Source organism: Burkholderia sp. L-4 (assembly GCF_056856535.1).
In genome coordinates, this window is the sequence record NZ_JBXEOX010000001.1 from 2,912,223 (window position 1) to 2,934,264 (window position 22,042).

Sequence of the window (22,042 nt, forward strand, 5' to 3'; positions counted from 1 at the left end):
TCGTCACTTTGCGCGCCTTCTGAAGTAAGCGTATTTGAAGCCCATCACCCACAACATACCGAAATATAGTGCAGCGAACAGCACGAGGCACGCCGCCATCAGCGCAATGCGCTCGAGCGGCTGCGTGCGCATCCCGGTCCAGTCGAAGCTGATCGCGCACCAGTGCATCAGGCCCGCGAGCACGAGCGCCGCGCCGACGAGCTGCATGAAGAAGCGCAGCCAGCCCGGCGAAGGCTGGTAGATGCCGCGCTTGCGCAGCCCGAAGAACAGCAGCAGCGAGTTCAGGCACGCGCCGACGCCGATGCTCAGCGTGAGGCCCGCGTGGCCGATCAGCGGCACGAACACGTAGTTCGAAAGCTGCGTGACGATCAGCACGCCGATCGCGATCTTCACGGGCGTCTTGATGTCCTGCTTCGCATAGAAGCCCGGCGCGAGGATCTTGATCAGGATGATGCCGACAAGGCCGATCCCGTAGGTCGCGAGCGCGCGCGAGACCATCGTGACGGTATGCGCGTCGAACTTGCCGTAGTTGAACAGCGTCGCGGTGAGCGGCGTCGCGAAGAAGAACAGCGCGAGTGCGCTCGGCGCCGCGAGCAGGAACGTGACGCGCAGCCCCCAGTCGAGCAGCGCGGAATATTCGTGCGAATCGGCATCGACGTGCGCCTTCGACAGGCTCGGCAGCAGGATCGTGCCGAGCGCGACACCCAGCAGCGCCGTCGGGAATTCCATCAGGCGGTCGGCGTAGTTGATCCACGACACGGCGCCCTGCCCGAGCCGCGACGCGATATTGGTGTTGATGATCAGCGACAGTTGCGCGACCGACACCGCGAACGTCGCGGGCACCATTTTCGCGAGCACGCGCTTCACGCCCGGGTGACGCAGCGCGCGCAGCGGGTTCAGGCCGATCAGCGGCACCATGTCGATCTTCTTCAGCCCCGGCAGCTGCACGAGGAACTGCAGCACGCCGCCGACGATGACGGCCCACGCGAGCGCGTAGACCGGCACCTTCAGGTGCGGCGCGACGAACACGGCCGCGGCAATGAACGCGACGTTGAGCAGCACCGGCGCGAACGCGGGCAGCGAGAAGCTCTTGTACGTGTTGAGCACGCCGGACGCGAGCGTCGTCAGCGAGATGAACACGATGTACGGGAACATGATCTGCGTCATCGTGACCGCGAGCGGAAACGCCTGGCCGTCGGTGTGCAGGCCGGACGCGACCGCGAACACGACCCACGACGCGCCGGCGATCCCGACGACCGACAGCACGGCAAGCGCCCACGCGAGCACGGTGGACATCGCGTCGACGAGCGCCTTCGTCGCATCGTGCCCCTGCTGGTTCTTGAACTCGGCGAGGATCGGCACGAACGCCTGCGAGAACGCGCCTTCGGCGGACAGGCGGCGCAGCAGGTTCGGAATGCGGAAGGCGACGTAGAACGCGTCGGTGTATTGACTGGCGCCGAACGCACGGGCGATCAGCGTCTCGCGGGCCAGTCCGGTCACGCGCGACAGCAGCGTGAAGCCGCTGACCGTCAGCAGGGCTCGGAATAGATTCATGGGGCGCTTATTATACGGACGTTGCGCGACCCGGCCAGCGGCCGACGCCGAAAAGCGCAGCGGCAGCCGGCGCCTCGTCCCGCGGGTATCACTTCGAACTTGCCACTCGCTTGATTTTGTTGCTATAATCGCCGGTTTCTGGGCTCGTACATGCGCGGCAACTGCCGTTTTCATGTCCCTGCCTCGGTTAAAATCACCGTTTTTTTATGCGCCCCTGGGCAATCGTTCTCAGGGGACGGATCGAAAAGCAGCGCTTGGCCGTCAGGCTCCAAGCTCTGGAAACAGGACAGGATAAGGAACCGTCATGGCTAACTCCGCACAAGCACGCAAGCGCGCCCGCCAGGCCGCGAAGGCAAACTCGCACAACTCGGCGCTGCGCTCGAAATTCCGTACCGCGATCAAGTCGGTTCGCAAGGCTGTTGAAGCCGGCGACCAAGCAAAGGCTGCCGAGCTGTTCAAGGCTGCCGTGAAGACGATCGACACGATCGCCGACAAGAAGATCGTTCACAAGAACAAGGCCGCTCGCAGCAAGAGCCGCCTCGCCGCAGCCGTCAAGGGTCTGCAGGCAGCAGCGTAAATCCGGTGCGCCCGCTCGCGCGGGCGTTCCTGTTTCCTGCGATCGCAAAAAAGCCCGCCTAGGCGGGCTTTTTTGTTGCCTGTCGCCCGCGCATCACGCGGGGCGGCGGGTCTTGCCGCGGCGGGCGCAGCCTGCGCCCTCGCCTGCCGGCATCACTTCTTCGTATTGTAGTCCGGCAGCTCGCACGCCTCGGTGACGACGAGGTTGTTGTCCTTCGCGAAATTCAGCACGAAATCGAAAGCCATCGGTTCGATGTCGCGCAACCGCGAATCGAGAATCACGCACTTCAGGTCGCCGAGCATCGTCGGGCGCACGTACAGCGAATACTTGAGACGCGCATTCGGCCCACTCGCCCCCGGCCCGAAGCAGGCCATCACACCGGCCAGACGTTCCGACCAGTCGCTCGGGCGAAACTTTTTCCCGTCTTTCGTGATGCCCTGGATGAAGAATTCGGTCGGAGGGGTTTCAGCCATGTGGTTACCCAAGTGACGGCCCGGCGATGTCCAGGCAACAGCGCCTGGATACGCGAACACAAAGCTGGAACGGACGGCGGCACAAGCGTTCCGATATCCCGAAAACGGGACGCCGGTGCGCGCCGCCGGCGGACTGCACCGGATTTGTGCAGCGCACGGCTTGTGTCCGGCAGAGCGCGAAAAGCCTTGCCTGCCGGGCTGGAGAAAACTTTCGGATTATACCGCAGCGCGCCATCGCGCGTCGTCCCGACCGCCCCCTTCCCGCGCTGTCCGCCGCCCGCCTCGATCGTCCCCCGCTTCGCTCCGCGGCTCGTCAAAGCACAGAAAATCCTTTATGCTGCTTTGAGTTATCCACACCCGACGGCGGCGCCGTCCGGCCTCGCTGCCGGGTGAAACCCGCCGTATTTCGCTTCATGACCGCCAAAACCATTCGTCACTACCTGCAGTTCAAGGATTTCTCGCTGGAAGATTACGAGTACGTGCTCGAGCGCACGGGTATCCTGAAGCGCAAGTTCAAGAACTACGAGACCTACCACCCGCTGCACGACCGCACGCTCGCGATGATCTTCGAGAAGAGCTCGACGCGCACGCGCCTGTCGTTCGAGGCCGGGATCTTCCAGCTCGGCGGCCACGCCGTCTTCATGAGCACGCGCGACACGCAGCTCGGCCGCGGCGAACCGGTCGAGGATTCCGCGCAGGTCATCTCGCGGATGGTCGACATCATCATGATCCGCACGTTCGAGCAGGAGGTCATCAAGCGCTTCGCGGACAACTCCCGCGTGCCGGTGATCAACGGCCTGACGAACGAGTACCACCCGTGCCAGGTGCTCGCCGACATCTTCACGTACTACGAGCACCGTGGTCCGATCGCCGGCAAGACCGTCGCGTGGGTCGGCGACGCGAACAACATGCTCTACACGTGGATCGAGGCCGCGCAGATCCTCGGCTTCAAGCTGCGCCTGTCCACGCCGCCCGGCTATGCGCTCGACATGAAGCTCGTGTCGCCCGACAGCGCGCCGTTCTACGAGGTGTTCGACGATCCGAACGAAGCGTGCAAGGGCGCCGACCTTGTCACCACCGACGTGTGGACGAGCATGGGCTTCGAGGCCGAGAACGAGGCCCGCAAGCAGGCGTTCGCCGACTGGTGCGTCGACGAGGAAATGATGGGCCATGCGAACCCGGACGCCCTCTTCATGCACTGCCTGCCCGCGCACCGCGGCGAGGAAGTGACGGCCGGCGTGATCGACGGCCCGCAGAGCGTCGTGTGGGACGAGGCGGAAAACCGGCTGCACGTGCAGAAGGCGCTGATGGAGTTCCTGCTGCTCGGCCGCCTCAAGCACTGATACCGATCCGCCGGAACGCACCCGCATGAAAAAGCGCTGATCGTCGATCGGCGCTTTTTGTTTGGGCGTGCGGGAAACGGCGCGAAGCCCGCGTTACAGGCAGACCGGCTCGGCCTCCAGCTCGACACCGAATTGCGCACGCACGTCGGCCTGGATCGCCTGCGCCAGCGCGAGCACGTCCGCGCCCGTCGCACCGCCGCGATTGACGAGCACGAGCGCCTGGCGGTCGTGCACGGCCGCCGCACCGAGCGCGCGGCCCTTCCAGCCGCAGCGGTCGATCAGCCAGCCGGCCGCGAGCTTCACGTGCCCGTCCGGCTGCGGATACGACACGACCTCGGGTGCGCGGGCGCGCAGCGCCTCGAACTGCGCGGCGCCGATCACCGGATTCTTGAAGAAACTGCCCGCATTGCCGAGCACGAGCGGATCGGGCAGCTTCGCGCGGCGGATCGCGACGACCGCGTCGAACACGTCGCGCGGCGTCGCCGCATCGGGCGCGATGCCGCATGCGTCGAGCTCGCGCGTGACGTCCGCGTAGCCGAGCCGCGGCGCCCATTGCTTCGGCAGCCGGAACGTCACGGACACGATCGCGAACCGGCCGCGCCCGTCCCGCTTGAAGAAGCTGTCGCGGTAGCCGAACGCGCAGCGCGCGGCGTCGAAGCGCTCGCGGCGCCCCGTCGCCAGCTCGACCGCGACCAGCGAGTCGAAATATGCTTTCATTTCGAGGCCGTACGCGCCGATGTTCTGGATCGGCGCGGCGCCGACGGTGCCGGGAATCAGCGCGAGGTTCTCGAGACCCGGCATCCCGTGCTCGAGCGTCCACGCGACGAACCCGTGCCAGCTCTCGCCGCCGCCGGCCTCGACGTACCACGCGTCGTCGTCCTCGCGCACGACACGGCGGCCGGCGATCTCGTCGAGCAGCACGATGCCGTCGAAATCGCGCATGAACACGACGTTGCTACCGCCGCCGAGCACGAGCCGCGGCAGGTGCGCGACGCGCGCGTCGCGGTGCAGCGCCTCGAACTGCGCCGCATGCGTGATGCGTGCGGCGAAGCGCGCGTTCGCGGCGATGCCGAACGTGTTGTGGGCAGCGAGCGGATGGTCGGGGAGCAGCGACAGGGCGGAATCGTCAGGAGGCATCGGCATTCGCGGTCACGTCGCCCCGGGCCGGCAGACGGCCGGCCTTGGGCAAACGGAGGGGCATCGGTAAAATGGCAAACAGTCCGCAATTATAGCGAGTGCCCGCGCGCCAGCCGGGTGCCCGCACCTCAAGGGAGAATGCCATGCCATCGTTCGACGTCGTTTCCGAAGCGAACATGATCGAAGTGAAGAACGCCATCGAGCAGTCGAACAAGGAAATTTCGACGCGCTTCGACTTCAAGGGCTCCGACGCGCGCGTCGAGCAGAAGGAACGCGAGCTCACGCTGTTCGCCGATGACGATTTCAAGCTCGGCCAGGTCAAGGACGTGCTGATCGGCAAGCTGGCCAAGCGCAACGTCGACGTGCGCTTCCTCGACTACGGCAAGGTCGAGAAGATCGGCGGCGACAAAGTCAAGCAGATCGTCACCGTGAAGAAAGGTGTGACCGGCGATCTCGCGAAGAAGATCGTGCGCCTCGTGAAGGACAGCAAGATCAAGGTGCAGGCGAGCATCCAGGGCGACGCGGTGCGCGTGGCCGGCACGAAGCGCGACGACCTGCAGAGCGTGATCGCGATGCTGCGCAAGGACGTGACCGACACGCCGCTCGACTTCAACAACTTCCGCGACTGATCGCCGGCCGATCCGTCACGTCATCCTGCCGGGCCCCGCGCACGCGGCGCGCCCGGCCCGCGGCAGCCGCCGCGCTTTCTCAGGCTTGCCCGCCGTCCTGCGCGCCGCCGTCCGCGGCCGCCTTCTTCTTGTCGCCGATCCGGCTCTCCTGCCCCGCGAGCAGCTTCGCAATGTTGCCGCGGTGACGCCACACAAGCAGCACGCTCATCGCGAGCACGGCCCATGCGACCGGGTTGTGACCCGTGCCGAACAGGAACACGTCGAACACCGGCGCGAACACGGCCGCCACCAGCGCCGCGAGCGACGAATAGCGGAAGAAGAACGCGACGATCAGCCAGGTCAGCGCGGTCGCGAGCCCGAGCACCGGGTGCACGGCGAGCAGCACGCCCGCCGCGGTCGCGACGCCCTTGCCGCCCTGGAAGCGGAAGAACACCGGATACAGATGGCCGAGGAACACGGCGATCGCGACCCATGCGATCGCGACATCGGGCAGGCCCAGGCGCCGCGCGAGCCAGACGGCAATCCAGCCCTTGAACGCGTCGCCGACGAGCGTCAGGATCGCGGCCTTCTTGTTGCCGCTGCGCAGCACGTTGGTCGCGCCGGGATTCTTCGACCCGTACGAGCGCGGGTCGGCCAGGCCCATCGCGGCGCTGACGACGACGGCGAACGACACCGAACCGATCAGGTAGGCAACGAGGGCGGCGAGCAGGATCTGCATGCGGAGGACTCTTCTTTCAACGTATCGGTAAAGGGACGGCCGTGCGCGGCAAGCCGGCGAGCCGAAACGGCGCCCATTCTACCGAACGGGCGCGGGGTGCCACGAAGGTGAAACCCTCAGTCGACGCTCGCGCACTGCACGGGCCGTGCGCCGAGCAGCGACACGAGCACCGCCGGCGCAAGGCTGACGAGGTAGCCGCGGCGGCCGCCGTTCAGGTAGATCGTCGGCAACTCGAGGATCGACGCCTCGACGTAGACGGGCATCGTCTTGCGCGTGCCGAACGGCGACGTGCCGCCGACGAGATAACCCGAATGGCGGTTCGCGACCTCCGGCTTGCACGGCTCGACGCGCTTCGCGCCGATCTGCCGCGCGAGGTTCTTCGTCGACACGGTGCGGTCGCCGTGCATCAGCACGATCAGCGGCTTCGCGTGCTCGTCTTCCATCACGAGCGTCTTCACGACGCAGTGCTCGTCCGCGCCGAGCTGGCGCGCCGATTCGCCGGTGCCGCCATGCTCGACGTAGTCGTACGGATGCTCGCCGAACGCAACGCCATGACGGCGCAACAGCTGGGTCGCCGGGGTTTCGGACACGTGTCTGGATTTGCTCATGGCGGCATTTTAATGGCGAACGACCAGCAGGCGGGCGGCGATGTGCGCGGCCGACGGTATACTCGCCGCCCGTTTTCCGCCGGGCGGCCGCCTGCGCCGCCGCCATTGCGCCCGTCATCATTGCGGACATCGCGAAGGGCTATTGCCCGATTGGCCGATTGTGGCGCGCGCGCCGTCATGGCACGATCGTTCGCAAACATCGTCAAGCCGCCGCCCGGCCCCTTTTCTGGAGACGCCATGCCCTCGCTCATCCGTTCATCCGAGTCGCTCGACGTCGACGCCCTGCTCGCCGCGCTGCCGCGCCGCATCGCCGACGTGCCCGCGCGCTGGGCCGCGCAGGCGCCCGCGCACCCGGCGCTGATCGAGGATGCGCGCCGACTGTCGTACGGCGAGCTGGCGCAGGCCGTCGATGCGGCGGCCGCGCGACTCGCGAGCCTCGGCGTGCAAGGCGGCGACCGCGTGATGATCGTCGCGGAAAACTGCGTCGCGCAGATCGTGCTGCTGTTCGCGGTCGCCCGCCTCGACGCATGGGCGCTCGTGTCGAACGCGCGGCTGTCGGCCGGCGAACTCGACGCGATCGCCGCGCATGCGCGCCCGAAGCTGGTCGCGTTCACGACCGACGCATCGCCCGACGCGCGCGCGCATGCCGCGCGGCTCGGCGCGACGCCCGCCGGCGCGCTGCCGGTCGACATCGGCGCGTGGTCGTATCGCGTCGACGCAGGCGCGCCCGCCGAACCGGTCGCCGCCGACAGCGCCGCGCAATGCGCGGCGCTGATCTATACGACCGGCACGACCGGCACGCCGAAGGGCGTGATGCTGTCGCACCGCAACCTGCTGTTCATCGCGGCTACGTCGAGTGCGCTGCGCCGCGTGTCGCCCGACGACGTCGTCTACACGGTGCTGCCCGTGTCGCACGTGTACGGGCTCGCGTCGGTCTGCCTCGGCAGCCTTTACGCCGGCGCGACCCTGCGGCTCGCGCCGCGCTTCTCGCCGGAGGCCGTGCGCGTCGCGCTCGCCGACGAAGGCGTCACGATCTTCCAGGGCGTGCCCGCGATGCACGCGAAGCTCCTCGAACATCTGCACACGCATGGCCACGCGTGGCACGCGCCGCGCCTGCGCTTCGCGTATTCGGGCGGCTCGCCGCTCGACGCGAACCTGAAGGCGCGCGTCGAGCGCCAGTACGGCGTGCCGCTCCACAACGGCTACGGGATGACCGAAAGCAGCCCGACGATCACGCAGACGCCGCTCGACGCGCCGCGCGCCGACGGTTCGGTCGGCGTGCCGATTCCGGGCGTCGAGCTGCGGATCGTCGCGCCGGACGGCACCGACGTGCCGCCGGGCGAAGTCGGCGAGATTCGCGTGCGCGGGCCGAACGTGATGCTCGGCTACTACCGCAACGCGGACGCGACGCGGGCGGCCGTGTCGCCGGACGGCTGGCTGAGCACCGGCGATCTCGCGCGGCAGGGGGCCGACGGCGCGGTGACGATCGCGGGCCGCAGCAAGGAGCTGATCATCCGGTCGGGTTTCAACGTGTATCCGGTCGAGGTCGAGCAGGTGCTGAACGCCCATCCGGACGTCGTGCAGGCGGCCGTGATCGGCCGCGCGGTCGAAGGCAACGAGGAAGTGCTGGCGTTCGTCGAGCTGGTGCCGGGCGCGAGTGCGGACGAAGCGGTGCTGCACGCGTGGTGCGCGGAGCGGCTCACGCCTTACAAGCGCCCGGCCCGCATCCGCGTGCTCGACGCGCTGCCGGCCGCGTCGACCGGCAAGGTGCTGAAACACAAGCTGCGCGACCTGGCCTGACGCCGGCCGGCGCGCCTGGCGGCACGCACCGCGCGCTAGCCGCGCGGGTGGTGCTGCGCGTGCAGCGTCTTCAGCCGCTCTCGCGCGACGTGCGTGTAGATCTGCGTGGTCGAGATGTCGCTGTGGCCGAGCAGCATCTGCACGACGCGCAGGTCGGCGCCGTGGTTCAGCAGGTGCGTCGCGAACGCGTGCCGCAGCGTGTGCGGCGACAGGTGCGCGCGCACGTCGGCCTGCCGCGCGTGACGCTTGATGATGTTCCAGAACTGCTGGCGCGTCATCCCGTCGCCGCGCGCGGTCACGAACAGCGCATCGGCCGCGCGCGCGCCGAGCAGCGCCGGCCGCGCGTCGCGCAGGTAACGCTCGATCCAGCCGTGCGCCACTTCGCCGAACGGCACGAGCCGCTCCTTCGAACCCTTGCCCATCACGCGCACGACACCTTCGTTCAGGCCGACCTCGACCGTCTTCAGCGTCACGAGCTCGCTCACGCGCAGCCCGCTCGCGTACATCAGTTCCAGCATCGTGCGATCGCGCAGGCCGAGCGGCGTGCCGGTGTCGGGGGCGCCGAGCAGCGCCTCGACCTGCGCCTCGGACAACGTCGACGGAAACCGCGCCGCCTGTTTCGCGGACGTGATCCGCAGCGTCGGGTCGGCGCTGGCGCGATGCTCGCGCACGGCCCACCCGTAATAGCGACGGAACACCGACAGCCGCCGGTTCGACGACGTCGCCTTGCCGTCGCTGCGCGCGGCGATGTAGCCCGTCACCATCGCCTCGTCGGCCTTGTCGAGCGGCGCGTCGTGCGTCTCGGCCAGCCATTGTGAAAACAGCACCAGATCGCGCCGGTAGGCGTCGAGCGTATTGCGCGCCAGCCCGTGCTCGAGCCACAGCGCATCGCAGAACACGTCGATCGACGCGCGGCTCGCGAGCAGCGCGGGCGAGGCCGCGGCGACCTCGCCGTCGGCGTCGGAAGTCATCAGGGGTTCGCTCATCAGTACGGCACGCCTTCGTGCGCCAGCAGCCAGCGCTTCACTTTCTGGTAATAACCGTTGTCGTCGTGGTTCGCGAAGCCGCCGAGGCCGCCCGCCGCGACGACGCGATGGCACGGGATCACGAGCGGGAAGTAGTTCGCGCCGCACGCCTGGCCGACCGCGCGCGGCGCACTGCCGATCCGCTTCGCGACCTGGCCGTAGGTCAGCACCGTGCCGGGCGGGATATCGCTGATCACGTCCCACACGCGGTGCTGGAACGCGCTGCCGACTTCGGCGAGCGGCAGGTCGAAGCGCGCCGACGCACGCTCGAAATAACGTTCGATCTGCTTGACCGCACGCTTCGCGAGCGGCGAGTCCGGATCGACCGACTTCACCGATTCGGGCAGATAGACGATCTCGCGCACCACCGCGGCGTCCGTGCGGATGCCGACCTTGCCGAACGGCGCGTCGATGACTGCGTTGAACATTGCCCTCTCCTGGCCGATGAATGCGCGCGTCGCTGCCGCGCGCCGACGACACTTTACGCTGCCTTCACGCGGCACGCAGCGCCCATTCGACATGCTCGCGCACGACCGGCGACGGATCGTCGGCCCGCGCGCGCAACGCGGCGACGATCGCGTCGCGCGCCGGCGGCGCGAGCCGGTCCGCGCCCGCGCGCAGCGCATTGCCGAGCCCGACCGCGAGATTGCGCAGCCAGCTTTCATAACCGATGCGCCGGATCGCACTGCCCTGCATCCGCGTATCGAACGTGTCCGCATCCCACGCGAACAGCTCGACGAGCGTCGCGCGGTCGAGACCGTGCCGCACGTCGAAATCGGCGACGGGCGCGGCCTGCGCGAACTTGTTCCACGGGCAGACGAGCTGGCAGTCGTCGCAGCCGTACACGCGATTGCCGATCATCGGCCGCAGCGCTTCGGGGATGCTGCCTTTCAGTTCGATCGTCAGGTACGAGATGCAGCGGCGCGCATCGACGCGATACGGCTCGACGATCGCGCCGGTCGGGCATGCGTCGATGCAGCGCGTACAGCTGCCGCAGTGCGCGCCGGGCGTCTCGGGCGCGGCGTCGGGCGCCGTGTGCGCGTCGGTCGGCAGCGGCAGGTCGACGTAGATCTCGCCGAGGAAGAACAGCGAACCGGCATCGCGCTGCAGCAGCAGCGTGTGCTTGCCGCGCCAGCCGACGCCGGCCTTCTGCGCGAGTTCGACCTCGAGCACCGGCGCCGAATCGGTGAACACGCGGTAGCCGAACGCGCCGATCTCGTGCTCGATGCGCTCCGCGAGCGTCTGCAGCCGGTTGCGCAGCACCTTGTGATAATCGCGGCCGCGTGCATAGATCGACACGACGGCCGCCTGCGGATCATCGAGCCGGGCGCGCTCGCGGGCGCGCCAGTCGTGCGGCACGAGCGCGCCGGGCGCGCCGCCGCGCGCATCGCCGGCGAGCGTTTCGGCCGGCAAATAGGCGAGCCGCACGGAAATCACGCGTCGCGTACCGGCCACAAGTTCGGCCGGGCGCGCGCGTTTCATCCCATGTTTCGCCATATAATCCATTTCGCCGTGGTATCCGGCTTCCAGCCAGGCGGCGAGGCCTGCTTCGGCATCCGAGAGATCGGTATCGCTGATGCCGATCGCCCCGAAACCCAATTCGCGCCCCCACGCCCTGATGCGCGCGGCGAGCGCAGTCAACGCCGCATCGTCGAGCGCGCACGGCGCCGCGCCTTCGGCACGAGTCGAAGGCCTGTCGGATGCGGCGAGTTCCGGTAATCGGTTCATCGCACTATTTTACGAGAATGCCAGCCACGTCCCATACGCCTCACGCCACCACGCTGCCCGCCCCGCTCGCGGAGCGCGTGATCGCACTCGCCGACGAAGCGGCGACCGAGGCATTCGGCACCCGCTTCGCGCACGCGCTCGACGCGGCGCGCATCGCGCTCGATCGCGCGCATGCGTTCGACGGGCTCCAGATCCAGCTGGTCGGCGATCTCGGCGCGGGCAAGACGACCCTCGTGCGCGCGATCCTGCGCGGCCTCGGCCATCAGGGCCGCGTGCGCAGCCCGACCTACACGCTCGTCGAGCCGTACGCGCTCGAACGCAGCGATGGGGAACTCGAGGTCTATCACTTCGATCTGTATCGATTCAACGATCCGGCCGAATGGTCCGACGCAGGCTTTCGCGAATATTTCAATTCGAGCGCGATCTGCCTCGTCGAATGGCCGCAACAGGCGGGCGCCCTGCTCGGCGTGCCCGATCTGGTTTTCTCGCTCGACGTGGATGGCGACGGCCGCGCCCTCACCGTCCGGGCGTACAGCGCTTCAGGAAAGGCATGTCTCGAAAGATGTTGATCAAACCGTTCCGCTCGATCGAATCGGCGGCCACCGCGACGCACAACTGGCGGCGCCGCCAGATCCTGCGCGCGGGTGCGTCGACGCTGGTGCTCGGTCTCGTCGCGCCGCGGCTCGCGCACGCGTCGTCGGTGCTCGGCGTGCGCGTGTGGCCCGCGCGCGATTACACGCGCGTCACGATCGAATCCGACCAGCCGCTGCAGAATAGCCAACAGCTGCTGCAGGGTCCCGACCGTCTCGTCGTCGACCTGACCGGCCTCGATCTCGACCAGGCGCTGCGCGACCTCGTGTCGAAGATCGCGCCGAACGACCCGCAGATCCAGTCGGTGCGGGTCGGCCAGTATCAGCCGCACGTCGTGCGGATGGTGTTCGACCTGAAGGGCTCGGTGAAGCCGCAGGTGTTCACGCTGCCGCCCGTCGGCACCTACAAGTACCGGCTCGTGTTCGACCTGTATCCGGCCGTCGCGCCCGATCCGCTGTCCGACCTGATCGCGCAGACGGAACGCAAGGAGCAGGCGCTCAACGACACGACGCGCGCGCAGCAGATGCAACCGCCTACCACGCTGTCCGGCCCCGGCACGCCGCCCTCCACGGGCGACAACAGCGACGCGTTCTTCCAGCGTTTCGCGCAGAACACGCCGGCCGCGCCGCACACGCCGCCGGCCGCCGGCACGCCTTCGACACCGCCGAAGCCGGCCGTCAAGCCGCCGCCCGTCATCGCGCGCCGCGACGACAGCGACGACGACGGCGACACCTACAAGTTCACCGCGCCGAAATCCGGCAAGGGCGGCACGGTGCGCCTGCTGACGGTCGCGATCGATCCGGGCCACGGCGGCGAGGATCCGGGCGCGATCGGCGGCGCCGGCACGTACGAGAAGCACATCGCGCTCGATATCGCGAAGAAGCTGCGCGCGAAGATCGACGGCGCGCCGAACATGCGCGCGATGATGACGCGCGACGCCGACTTCTTCGTACCGCTGAACGTGCGCGTGCAGAAGGCGCGCCGCGTCGGCGCCGACCTGTTCGTGTCGATTCACGCGGACGCGTTCACGACGCCGTCCGCGCGCGGCTCGTCGGTGTTCGCGCTGTCCGACCACGGCGCGACGAGCGCCGCGGCGCGCTGGATGGCGAACAAGGAGAACTCGTCGGACCTGATCGGCGGCATCAACATCAAGACGGCGGACGCGGCCGTGAACCGCGCGCTGTTCGACATGTCGACGACCGCGCAAATCCGCGACTCGCTGCGCTACGGCAACTACGTGCTGAAGGAAGTCGGCGGCATCAACAAGCTGCACAAGGGCTCGGTCGAGCAGGCCGGGTTCGCGGTGCTGAAGGCGCCCGACATTCCGTCGATCCTCGTCGAGACCGCGTTCATCAGCAACCCCGACGAAGAGCGCAGGCTCAACGACGACAGCTATCGCGACGAGATGGCCGACGCGATCTTCCGCGGCATCAAGCGTTACTTCGCCGCGAATCCGCCGCTCGCGAAGAACCGGATGGCCTGACGGCCCCGTCCCTGCCGCCGGCACGCGTGGCGTGCCGGCGCGTCACGACGCCGCGAAGCGGCTCAGCACTTTCCCGCCGAACACGTTCACGGCGAGCCCGCCCATCACGAGCACGGTGCCGATCAGCTGCGTGCGCGTCAGATGTTCGTCGAGCAGCAGCGCCGACGACGCGAGCCCGACGACCGGCACCAGCAGCGAGAACTGCGCGACCTGCGCGGCCGGGTAACGCGACAGCAAGCGGCTCCACAGCCCGTAGCCGAGCAGCGTCGCGACGAACGCGAGATAGACGACCGCGAAGATCGATGCGCGGTCGAGCCCGGCGAGCGCGGTCGCGATGCGCTGCGGCCCCTCGAACCACAGCGACAGCAGGAAGAACGGCACGGGCGGCACGAGGCTCGCCCACACGACGAGCGACACGAGGTTCGCCTTCCCGACCTTCTTCGTGACGATATTGCCGAACGCCCACATCGCGGCCGAGCAGATCGTCAGCAGGAAGCCCGCGAGCGTCATCGCGCGGCCGCCCTGTGCGGCGATCACGACGAGCCCGCCGGCGGCGATCGCGAGCCCGACCAGGTTCTGCACACGGAGCCGCTCGCCGAGAAACAGCATCGCGAACACGAGCGTGAAGAACGCCTGCGACTGCAGCACGAGCGATGCGAGGCCGGCCGGCATGCCGACGTACATGCCGGTGAACAGGAACACGAACTGGCCGAGCTGGATCGTCGCGCCGTACAACACCAGCAGGCGCCACGGAATCCGCGGCCGGCGCACGAAGAACACAGCGGGCACGGCCGCGAGCGTGAAGCGCAGCGCGCCGAGCAGCATCGGCGGCATCCCGTGCAGGCCGACCTTGATCACGACGAAGTTCACACCCCACGCAAGGATCACGACCAGCGCGAGCAGCAAGTCCTTCGGGGCCATCATCGGCGTCTCCTCGATTCGAATCGTTGTGCAAAGCCCCCGTCCTGTCGCTTCGCGCCAGCCCCCGAGGGGGTCGGGAAAACCTGGGGCGGCCCGGCGTTTTCCCGAGAAGCGCGTCAGTCTACCGGGTTTCGCCGCGCGGCCCGATACCCGCGCGGCGCGCATGGAATCGACGGCGGGCGCCCAGTACAATGACCGGCATCCCCCGCCGCCCCACTGGAGCCGCCATGACCGACTCGATCAAAGCCCTGCTGAAGCCGCACGTGCGCGACATCGGCAACCTGCAGGTGCGCCGCACGCTGCCCGCACTCGCCGCGCGTCTCGTCGGCCCGTTCATCTTCTTCGATCACATGGGGCCGGCCACGCTGCCGGCCGGCACGGGGCTCGACGTGCGCCCGCATCCGCACAGCGGGCTCGCGACCGTCACCTACCTGTTCGACGGCGCGATCCTGCACCGCGACAGCCTCGGCTCGCTGCAGGAAATCGTGCCGGGCGACGTGAACTGGATGACGGCCGGCCGAGGGATCGTCCACTCCGAACGCACGCCCGATGCGCAGCGCGCCAGCGGCCATACGGTGCACGGCATCCAGACCTGGGTCGCGCTGCCGCAGGCGCACGAGACGACCGAGCCGTCGTTCGAGCACCATGCGGCCGACACGCTGCCCAAGCGCAACGACGACGGCGTGGCGCTGACGGTCATCGCCGGCGACGCATTCGGGCTGCGCTCGCCCGTCACGACGTTCTCGCGCACGCTGTACGTCGCGGCCGAATTCGCGGCCGGCGGCCGGCTCGAACTCGATGCGTCGCACGAGGAGCGCGCGGTCTATGTGGTCGACGGCGAGCTCGCGATCGACGGCACGCCGGTGCCGGCCGAACAGATGGCCGTGCTCGCGCCGGGCGCCACGGTCACGCTGACGAGCGGCAGCGGCGCGCGCGCGATGCTGCTCGGCGGCGACAAGATCGACGGCGAACGCTTCATCGAGTGGAATTTCGTCGCCAGCAGCCGCGACGCGATCGAGCGCGCGAAAGCAGCGTGGACGCGCCAGGAACTGGGCAAGGTGCCGGGCGAGACCGAGTGGATTCCGCTGCCCGAGTCGAAGCCGCGTTGAAAAAGGGGCGCGCCGCCCCCATCCTGACGATATTCGAACCGAAGAGAACGACATGGACACCACGCTTGCCACTTTCGAGAAAGACGTCATCGAGGCGTCGCTGGACACGCCCGTGCTGGTCGACTTCTGGGCGCCGTGGTGCGGCCCCTGCAAGACGCTCGGCCCGCTGCTGGAAAAGCTCGAAGCCGACTACGAAGGCCGCTGGAAGCTCGTGAAGGTCAACGTCGACGAGAACCAGGAACTGGCCGCGCACTTCCAGACGCGCAGCATCCCGCACGTGATCGCGTTCGCCGACGGCCGCCCGGTCGATCAATTCGTCGGCATCCTGCCCGAAGGCCAGTTGCGCGCGTTCCTCGACCGGCTGCTGCCGGCGCCCGAGGAAGCCGAGCGCCGCGCCGCGCAATACGCGATCGCCGAGCAGCGCTACGACGATGCGCTCACGCACCTCGAAGCGGCGCTCGCGCTGAACCCCGGCTTCGACGACGCGCGCCTCGACCTGATCGAACTGCTGCTCGCGCACAACCAGGTCGACGCCGCGCGCGCCGAGACCGAGCGCCTGTCGCCGCAAACGGTGCAGAACGGCGATCCGCGCTACCAGGCGATCAAGACCCGATTCGATGCGCTCGACGCCACGGCCGACCTGCCGCCGACCGACGCGCTCGAAGCCCGCATCGCGGCGAACCCGGCCGACCTCGACGCGCGCTTCGACCTCGCGCAGAGCCTGATCGCGCGGCGCGCGTACGAAGGCGCGGTGGAGCAGTTGCTGGAAATCGTCAAGCGCGACCGCGCATACGGCGACGATCTCGGCCGCCGCACGTTGATCTCGGTGTTCGAGCTGGCCGGCGATCGCCCCGATCTCGTCGCCGGGTGGCGACGCAAGCTGAGCATGGCGCTCAACTGACCCGATACGGCGATTCAGCCGGGCCGCCACGGCCCGGCCGGACGCCGGATCGCTTGCGGCGCACGACTCGCGCCGCACCCTCAATCGTCGATGCGCGCGCGTCGCTCGCTCAGCCGGCGGCCCGCGCCGCGATCGCGCGCAGCGCATGCGCGGCGGCCGCGAACCCGAAGCTCGCGGTCACGCACACGCTCGAGCCGAATCCCGCGCAGTTGAGCCCCGCGACATGCGCAGCCGCGGACGGCTCGGCACCGTCCTCGAGGTCGCACGCGGCCGCTTCCGGATAGATCAGCGGCTCGTCCGAATACACGGCGCTGACCTTGAAACGCGCCTTCGGCCCGCGCGGAAAACCGTGCTGCTTGCGCAACTGCGCACGCACCTTCGACAGCAGCGGATCCTGGATCGTCAGCGCGAGATCGTCGATGCGGATGCGCGTCGGGTCGAGCTGGCCGCCCGCGCCGCCCACGACGATCAGCGGCTGCCGCTTCGCGACGCACCATGCGATCAGCGCGACCTTCGTGCGCACGCTGTCGATCGCATCGATCACGTAGTCGAAGCCGCCGCCGAGCAGCGCGTCGAAGTTGTCGGGCTCGACGAAATCCTCGATCCGGTTCACACGGCACGCGGGATCGATCAACGCGATCCGCTCGGCCATCGCGTCGACCTTCGGCTTGCCGTAATTGCCGTCGAGCGCGTGGATCTGCCGGTTCGTATTGCTTTCCGCGACGTTGTCGAGATCGATCAGCGTCAGCGTGCCGACCGCGTTGCGCGCGAGCGCCTCGGCCACCCACGACCCGACGCCGCCGATGCCGATCACCGCGACGTGCGCGCGCTCGAACGCGGCGGCCGCCGGCGCGCCGTACAGGCGCGCGACGCCGCCGAAGCGCCGCGCGCGATCCACGTCAAGCTGGATTTGCGGGGTCGGGGTAAGATCAGAAGAACTGGGCGGGGCAGCGTCGGCAGCGGACATGGCAGCAAGGAAAACGTAAGTCGTGCAGCCCTCTATTTTGCCTGAACTCCCCGCTCGCACGCGCCACTGTGCACGCACGATTCCCGCGCGTTCGCTATACTGGCCCCAGATTGAAGCGTTTGCATAACATGACGACTCTCGCCGATCTCCGCATCAACTATTCACGTGCTTCGCTCGACGAAGCCGATGCCGCCCCCAGCCCTTTCGCCCAGTTCGATCGCTGGTTCAAGGAGGCGCTCGCCGCCAAGCTGCCCGAGCCGAACACGATGACGCTCGCGACCGTCGGCGCCGACGGCCGGCCGTCGGCGCGGATCGTGCTCATCAAGGGCGTCGACGAGCGCGGGTTCGTCTTTTTCACCAATTACGAAAGCCGCAAGGGGCACGATCTCGCCGTGCATCCGCAAGCCGCGCTGCTGTTCTACTGGATCGAGCTCGAACGCCAGGTGCGCATCGAAGGCCGGATCGAGAAAACCAGTGCGGAAGAAAGCGACCGCTATTTCGCGTCGCGCCCGCTCGGCTCGCGCATCGGCGCATGGGCGTCCGACCAGAGCACCGTGATCGACAGCCGCGCGACGCTCGAAGCGCGCGAACAGGCCGTCAGCGAACGCTACGGCGACAACCCGCCGCGCCCGCCGCACTGGGGCGGCTACCGCCTCGTGCCCGACTCGATCGAGTTCTGGCAAGGGCGCCCGTCGCGGCTGCACGACCGCCTGCTCTATACGCGCGACGCCTCGACGGCGGCGGGCTGGACGATCTCGCGCCTGTCGCCGTAAGCGCGGCGCCGGCGCACGCCGGTCGTGTCTCGTGTTGCATCCGGGCGCCCGCTTCGCAAGCGGCGGGCGCCGGTCAAGATACTTGGCTGTATTCGATTCAACGAACAAACGGAGAATCCAAATGTTCTGGGAAAAGAAGCTGGCACAGTGGGCGGACGAAGTACGGGCGAAAGCGAACATACCGGCGCGCCTCGTGCTGTGGAACGGCGAGCAACTCGATTTCGGCACCTTCAGCGCACCGCAGGTCACGCTGAAGGTAAACAGCGCGTCGGCGTTGCCGCTGCTGCTCGAACCGAGCCTCGACAATCTCGGCGAGGCGTACGTGAAGGGCAAGATCGACATCGAAGGCAAGCTGTCGGACATCATCAACATCGGCTACTCGCTCGCCCGCAGCACCGTGACGAGCGCGAGCAAGCTCGCGCGCGTGAAACGCTACTTCAATCATTCGAAGAGCACCGACAAGAAGGCGATCCAGTACCACTACGACGTCTCGAACGCGTTCTACCAGTTGTGGCTCGACGAGAACATGGTGTACTCGTGTGCGTACTTCGAGAACGGCGACGAGGATCTCGCCACCGCGCAAATCAAGAAGATCGACCACATCCTGACGAAGATCCAGCTCGAGCCCGGCCAGCGCCTGCTCGACATCGGCTGCGGCTGGGGTGCGCTCGTGCTGCGCGCCGCGCAGAAGTTCGGCGCGACGTGTCTCGGCGTGACGCTGTCGCAGAACCAGTTCGACCTGGCGACCGCGCGTGTAAAGGCCGCGGGGCTGGAAGACAGGATCGAGATTCGTCTGCAGGATTACCGCGAGATCGAAGGCCAGTTCGACCGCATCACGAGCGTCGGGATGTTCGAGCACGTCGGCCGCAAGAACCTGCCGCTCTACTTCTCGCGCATCCATGACCTGCTCGCCGACGACGGCATCGCGATGAACCACGGGATCACGTCGACCGACGCGGAAAGCGGCGAGACGGCGCTCGGCGGCGGCGAATTCATCGACCGCTACGTGTTCCCGGACGGCGAGCTGCCGCACATCAGCCTCGCGCTCGAAGCGGCGCAGCGCGGCGGGCTCGAAGCGGTTGACGTCGAAAGCCTGCGCCGGCACTATGCGCGCACGCTCGACATCTGGACGGAAAACTTCGAGGCGAAGGCCGACCAGGCGAAAGCCCTCGTCGACGACGAAAAATTCCGCATCTGGCGCGTGTATCTTGCCGGCTGCGCGTATGCATTCGAGCACGACGACGTGTCGATCTTCCAGATCGTGTGCCGCAAGGCCGGACGCAGCGCGAAAACGCTGCCGTGGTCGCGGCGCTATATGTACGAACACGCGCTGCCGCGCTAGGCGGCGCTTCACGCTGGGCATGCATGGGTGACGGCAGGACGCGGCGCAAGACGCCGCCGGAACGACAGCAGCGCGACGACACGGACGGGTCGCACGCCGACGGGCAATTCGACCTGTTCGGCGTGCCGGCGGACGCGGCACGCGCGTCGCCGTCACCCACTGACGACCCCCGCCCCGCCCGCACCGATGACCCCGTGACGCCGCAGGCGCAGGACGAAGCGCCGCCGGCACCGCGTGCCCGGGCCCCCTCCCGCGCGGCCGACGACGAACCGGCACCGTCCTCGGGGCTGCTGTGGGACGAACCGTCGCCGCCCGCCGCGCCGCCGAAGAAGGGCCGACGCAAGCGCGGCGTGCTGCCCGCGCCGATCTCGGCGGACGTTGCCGACGCCGCGGCCGGCCTGCCGCCGAACGTCCGGCTCGGCACGTCGTCGTGGTATTTCCCCGGCTGGAACGGCATCGTCTACGACGGCGATTTCGCGCAGACGAAGCTGTCGCGCGAAGGGCTCGAAGCGTACGGCGCGCATCCGCTCCTCAGGAGCGTGAGCCTCGACCGGTCGTTCTACGGCCCGCTGTCGGTGGCCGACTACCTGCGCTACGCGCAGCAGGTGCCCGACGACTTCCGCTTCGTCGTGAAGGCGCCGGCGTCGGTGACCGACGCGGTGATCCGCGGCCGCCGCGGCGAACCGTCGGGACCGAACCCGACCTTCCTCGACGCCGCGCTCGCGACCCGCGAATTCGTGCAGCCATGCCTCGAAGGGCTCGGCCGGAAAGCCGGCGTGCTCGTGTTCCAGTTCTCGCCGCTGCCCGACCCGTTGCTTGCCGAACCGGCCGCGCTGATCGACCGGCTGACCGCGTTCTTCGCGGCGCTCCCGCCGCTCGCGCCGGCAGCCGACGGCCCGCGATACGCGATCGAGATCCGTGACGCGAGCCTGCTCACGCCGCGCTTCATCCGCGCGCTCGCGTCGCTCGGCGTGCGCTACTGCGTCGGGCTGCACGCGCGAATGCCCGACCCGCTGCGCCAGGCCGCCGCGCTCGCGCTGCTCGACGGCGACGCACCGGGCCCGCTGATCGTGCGCTGGAGCCTGCACGGCGGCTTCAAGTACGAACAGGCGAAAGCGAAATACGAGCCGTTCGACAAACTCGTCGACGAGGATCCGGCCACGCGCTCGGCGCTCGCCGAACTGGCCGCGCGCTACGCGCTGGCCGGGCAGCCGGTGATCATCACGATCAACAACAAGGCGGAAGGCTCCGCGCCGCTGTCGTGCATCGCGCTCGCGCGCGAAATCGCCGCCGCGTGCGCGCAGTGGCGCAACGAGGCGGCGTAACGGAGGGGGCGTAACGCCCGGCCCGGCCGGCTACCCGCTTACGCGCCGCGCAGCGACTTCAGCCGGTGCGAGAACTTCTGCCGGAATTTCGCGAGCTTCGGCCCGATCACGACCGAGCAGTAGCCCTGCCCCGGGTTGCGCGCGTAATAGTTCTGGTGATAGTCCTCGGCCGGCCAGTAGTTGCCGTCGAGCGGCACGACCTGCGTGACGATCGGCTGGCCGAACACCTGCTCGCGCTCGAGCTCGCGGATCACGTCGAGCGCCGTGTCGCGCTGCGCATCCGAATGCGTGAACACGACCGACCGGTACTGCGTGCCGACGTCGTTGCCCTGCCGGTTCAGCTGGGTCGGATCGTGCGTCGCGAAGAAGATCTCGAGGATCTCGCGATACGCGATGCGCGCCGGATCGAACGTCACGTTGACGACTTCCGCGTGGCCCGTGTCGCCTTCGCAGATGTCGCGGTAGCCCGGATTGCGCGTATGGCCGCCCGCATAACCCGACTGGACGGCCGTCACGCCGTCGACGTCGAGAAACACGGCCTCCGTGCACCAGAAACACCCGCCTCCCAAAGTCGCGGTTTCAAGCATCTCGTTCCCCATGAATTCAGACCCTCGTTGATGACGGCCGCGGCACGCCCGTGCCGGCTGCCGCCGTTCCATCCCGCCGCCGCGCGGCCCTCGATGCGGGGCACGGCGACACTCCGGCAAGTATCTCACTCGCGCGCGAACCTGGCAGATTGCACAGGTGCCGCGCGCGACTCGCCGCACGTTTCTCGTCTACACTGAGGCACGCGCGAGCGGCGGCAAACCCGTCGCCGCGCACGCAGCGCCCGATGCATGCCCGACCCTGATGCAAACATCATCCGCCGGAACATCGATATGCACGCCTTAACAGAATTCGCCTGCGTCGCCCGCCTGGCCGTCGTCGCGCCGCGGGCCGCCGCTTCAACCGTACCAACGCCAGGCCACGCGTCCGTCCCGCCCCCGGCGCGGCGATCCCGCGTATTGCCTTTAGAGGCCAGTTCAAAAAGACCCCGAA

The 22,042-nt window shown here is 68.3% G+C and carries 22 protein-coding genes; 11 read left to right on the forward strand and 11 right to left on the reverse strand.

The genetic code is table 11. The annotated features are described in order from the left end of the window. Positions 1-3: 3 nt before the first annotated feature. Positions 4-1,554 (reverse strand): murein biosynthesis integral membrane protein MurJ, encoded by a 1,551-nt coding sequence (gene murJ, locus AC1VVG_RS13600; RefSeq protein ID WP_034190559.1) that lies wholly within the window; start codon positions 1,552-1,554, stop codon positions 4-6. Between the two features lie 304 nt (positions 1,555-1,858). Between murJ and rpsT the strand changes: the two genes are divergently transcribed. Next, a complete protein-coding gene (gene rpsT / locus AC1VVG_RS13605; protein ID WP_006482211.1) occupies positions 1,859-2,131 on the forward strand; it encodes a 30S ribosomal protein S20 in 273 nt (90 codons plus the stop codon). A 152-nt stretch (positions 2,132-2,283) separates the two neighbouring features. On the opposite strand, the gene AC1VVG_RS13610 is transcribed toward rpsT, so the two are convergent. Beyond that, positions 2,284-2,604: a DUF3579 domain-containing protein gene (locus AC1VVG_RS13610; protein ID WP_011546046.1), complete on the reverse strand. Its 321-nt coding sequence runs from the start codon at positions 2,602-2,604 to the stop codon at positions 2,284-2,286. Between the two features lie 413 nt (positions 2,605-3,017). On the opposite strand from AC1VVG_RS13610, the gene argF reads away from it, so the two are divergent. Then, positions 3,018-3,947: an ornithine carbamoyltransferase gene (gene argF, locus AC1VVG_RS13615; protein WP_034190558.1), complete on the forward strand. Its 930-nt coding sequence runs from the start codon at positions 3,018-3,020 to the stop codon at positions 3,945-3,947. Positions 3,948-4,040: 93 nt separating this feature from the next. On the opposite strand, the gene murB is transcribed toward argF, so the two are convergent. Then, the gene (gene murB, locus AC1VVG_RS13620; RefSeq protein ID WP_482835755.1) at positions 4,041-5,090 is read right to left on the reverse strand and encodes a UDP-N-acetylmuramate dehydrogenase; all 1,050 of its coding nucleotides are present in this window, start codon (positions 5,088-5,090) and stop codon (positions 4,041-4,043) included. 137 nt (positions 5,091-5,227) lie between these two features. Here murB and AC1VVG_RS13625 point away from each other — a divergent pair, with 137 nt between their 5' ends. Then, positions 5,228-5,713: a YajQ family cyclic di-GMP-binding protein gene (locus AC1VVG_RS13625; protein WP_011885818.1), complete on the forward strand. Its 486-nt coding sequence runs from the start codon at positions 5,228-5,230 to the stop codon at positions 5,711-5,713. Between the two features lie 79 nt (positions 5,714-5,792). On the opposite strand, the gene plsY is transcribed toward AC1VVG_RS13625, so the two are convergent. Both plsY and ybaK read right to left on the reverse strand, forming a co-directional pair. Continuing rightward, a complete protein-coding gene (gene plsY, locus AC1VVG_RS13630; protein WP_034190556.1) occupies positions 5,793-6,431 on the reverse strand; it encodes a glycerol-3-phosphate 1-O-acyltransferase PlsY in 639 nt (212 codons plus the stop codon). 116 nt (positions 6,432-6,547) lie between these two features. Then, complete coding sequence (ybaK, locus tag AC1VVG_RS13635; RefSeq protein WP_034190555.1) at positions 6,548-7,039, reverse strand: Cys-tRNA(Pro) deacylase; 492 nt, start codon at positions 7,037-7,039, stop codon at positions 6,548-6,550. Positions 7,040-7,276: 237 nt separating this feature from the next. Here ybaK and AC1VVG_RS13640 point away from each other — a divergent pair, with 237 nt between their 5' ends. Next, entirely contained in the window at positions 7,277-8,839 is a 1,563-nt protein-coding gene (locus AC1VVG_RS13640) for a class I adenylate-forming enzyme family protein (protein WP_482835756.1), read from the forward strand. 35 nt (positions 8,840-8,874) lie between these two features. Here AC1VVG_RS13640 and xerD read toward each other — a convergent pair whose 3' ends face one another. From xerD to queG, 3 genes are all read right to left on the reverse strand, one after another. Continuing rightward, positions 8,875-9,825: a site-specific tyrosine recombinase XerD gene (gene xerD / locus AC1VVG_RS13645; RefSeq protein ID WP_034190553.1), complete on the reverse strand. Its 951-nt coding sequence runs from the start codon at positions 9,823-9,825 to the stop codon at positions 8,875-8,877. Then, positions 9,825-10,292 (reverse strand): methylated-DNA--[protein]-cysteine S-methyltransferase, encoded by a 468-nt coding sequence (locus AC1VVG_RS13650; RefSeq protein ID WP_034190552.1) that lies wholly within the window; start codon positions 10,290-10,292, stop codon positions 9,825-9,827. The genes xerD and AC1VVG_RS13650 overlap by 1 nt, the downstream gene beginning before the upstream one ends. 64 nt (positions 10,293-10,356) lie before the next feature. After that, positions 10,357-11,592 carry a tRNA epoxyqueuosine(34) reductase QueG gene (queG, locus tag AC1VVG_RS13655; protein WP_034190551.1) on the reverse strand — a complete coding sequence of 412 codons (1,236 nt, stop codon included), beginning with the start codon at positions 11,590-11,592 and terminating at the stop codon, positions 10,357-10,359. Between the two features lie 17 nt (positions 11,593-11,609). Between queG and tsaE the strand changes: the two genes are divergently transcribed. Continuing rightward, positions 11,610-12,161 carry a tRNA (adenosine(37)-N6)-threonylcarbamoyltransferase complex ATPase subunit type 1 TsaE gene (gene tsaE, locus AC1VVG_RS13660; protein ID WP_034190550.1) on the forward strand — a complete coding sequence of 184 codons (552 nt, stop codon included), beginning with the start codon at positions 11,610-11,612 and terminating at the stop codon, positions 12,159-12,161. Beyond that, positions 12,143-13,666: an N-acetylmuramoyl-L-alanine amidase gene (locus AC1VVG_RS13665; RefSeq protein ID WP_059560256.1), complete on the forward strand. Its 1,524-nt coding sequence runs from the start codon at positions 12,143-12,145 to the stop codon at positions 13,664-13,666. Before tsaE ends, AC1VVG_RS13665 begins: the two co-directional genes overlap by 19 nt. Before the next feature lie 42 nt (positions 13,667-13,708). Here AC1VVG_RS13665 and AC1VVG_RS13670 read toward each other — a convergent pair whose 3' ends face one another. Continuing rightward, complete coding sequence (locus AC1VVG_RS13670) at positions 13,709-14,587, reverse strand: EamA family transporter (protein WP_175905825.1); 879 nt, start codon at positions 14,585-14,587, stop codon at positions 13,709-13,711. A gap of 227 nt (positions 14,588-14,814) precedes the next feature. Here AC1VVG_RS13670 and AC1VVG_RS13675 point away from each other — a divergent pair, with 227 nt between their 5' ends. Then, positions 14,815-15,696 (forward strand): pirin family protein, encoded by an 882-nt coding sequence (locus AC1VVG_RS13675; RefSeq protein ID WP_482835757.1) that lies wholly within the window; start codon positions 14,815-14,817, stop codon positions 15,694-15,696. 52 nt (positions 15,697-15,748) lie between these two features. Next, the gene (gene trxA / locus AC1VVG_RS13680) at positions 15,749-16,597 is read left to right on the forward strand and encodes a thioredoxin (RefSeq protein ID WP_200089434.1); all 849 of its coding nucleotides are present in this window, start codon (positions 15,749-15,751) and stop codon (positions 16,595-16,597) included. Between the two features lie 109 nt (positions 16,598-16,706). On the opposite strand, the gene AC1VVG_RS13685 is transcribed toward trxA, so the two are convergent. Further along, entirely contained in the window at positions 16,707-17,564 is an 858-nt protein-coding gene (locus tag AC1VVG_RS13685; protein WP_034190545.1) for a tRNA threonylcarbamoyladenosine dehydratase, read from the reverse strand. A gap of 128 nt (positions 17,565-17,692) precedes the next feature. On the opposite strand from AC1VVG_RS13685, the gene pdxH reads away from it, so the two are divergent. The 3 genes from pdxH to AC1VVG_RS13700 all read left to right on the forward strand — a co-directional run bounded on the left by pdxH (position 17,693) and on the right by AC1VVG_RS13700 (position 21,004). Further along, positions 17,693-18,337, forward strand: coding sequence for a pyridoxamine 5'-phosphate oxidase (pdxH, locus tag AC1VVG_RS13690; protein WP_124670948.1), 645 nt, complete (start codon positions 17,693-17,695; stop codon positions 18,335-18,337). A gap of 121 nt (positions 18,338-18,458) precedes the next feature. Next, entirely contained in the window at positions 18,459-19,679 is a 1,221-nt protein-coding gene (locus AC1VVG_RS13695) for an SAM-dependent methyltransferase (protein ID WP_034190543.1), read from the forward strand. Positions 19,680-19,702: 23 nt separating this feature from the next. Next, positions 19,703-21,004, forward strand: coding sequence for a DUF72 domain-containing protein (locus AC1VVG_RS13700; RefSeq protein ID WP_034190542.1), 1,302 nt, complete (start codon positions 19,703-19,705; stop codon positions 21,002-21,004). A gap of 38 nt (positions 21,005-21,042) precedes the next feature. On the opposite strand, the gene msrA is transcribed toward AC1VVG_RS13700, so the two are convergent. Next, positions 21,043-21,603, reverse strand: coding sequence for a peptide-methionine (S)-S-oxide reductase MsrA (msrA, locus tag AC1VVG_RS13705; RefSeq protein ID WP_034190541.1), 561 nt, complete (start codon positions 21,601-21,603; stop codon positions 21,043-21,045). Positions 21,604-22,042 lie beyond the last annotated feature (439 nt).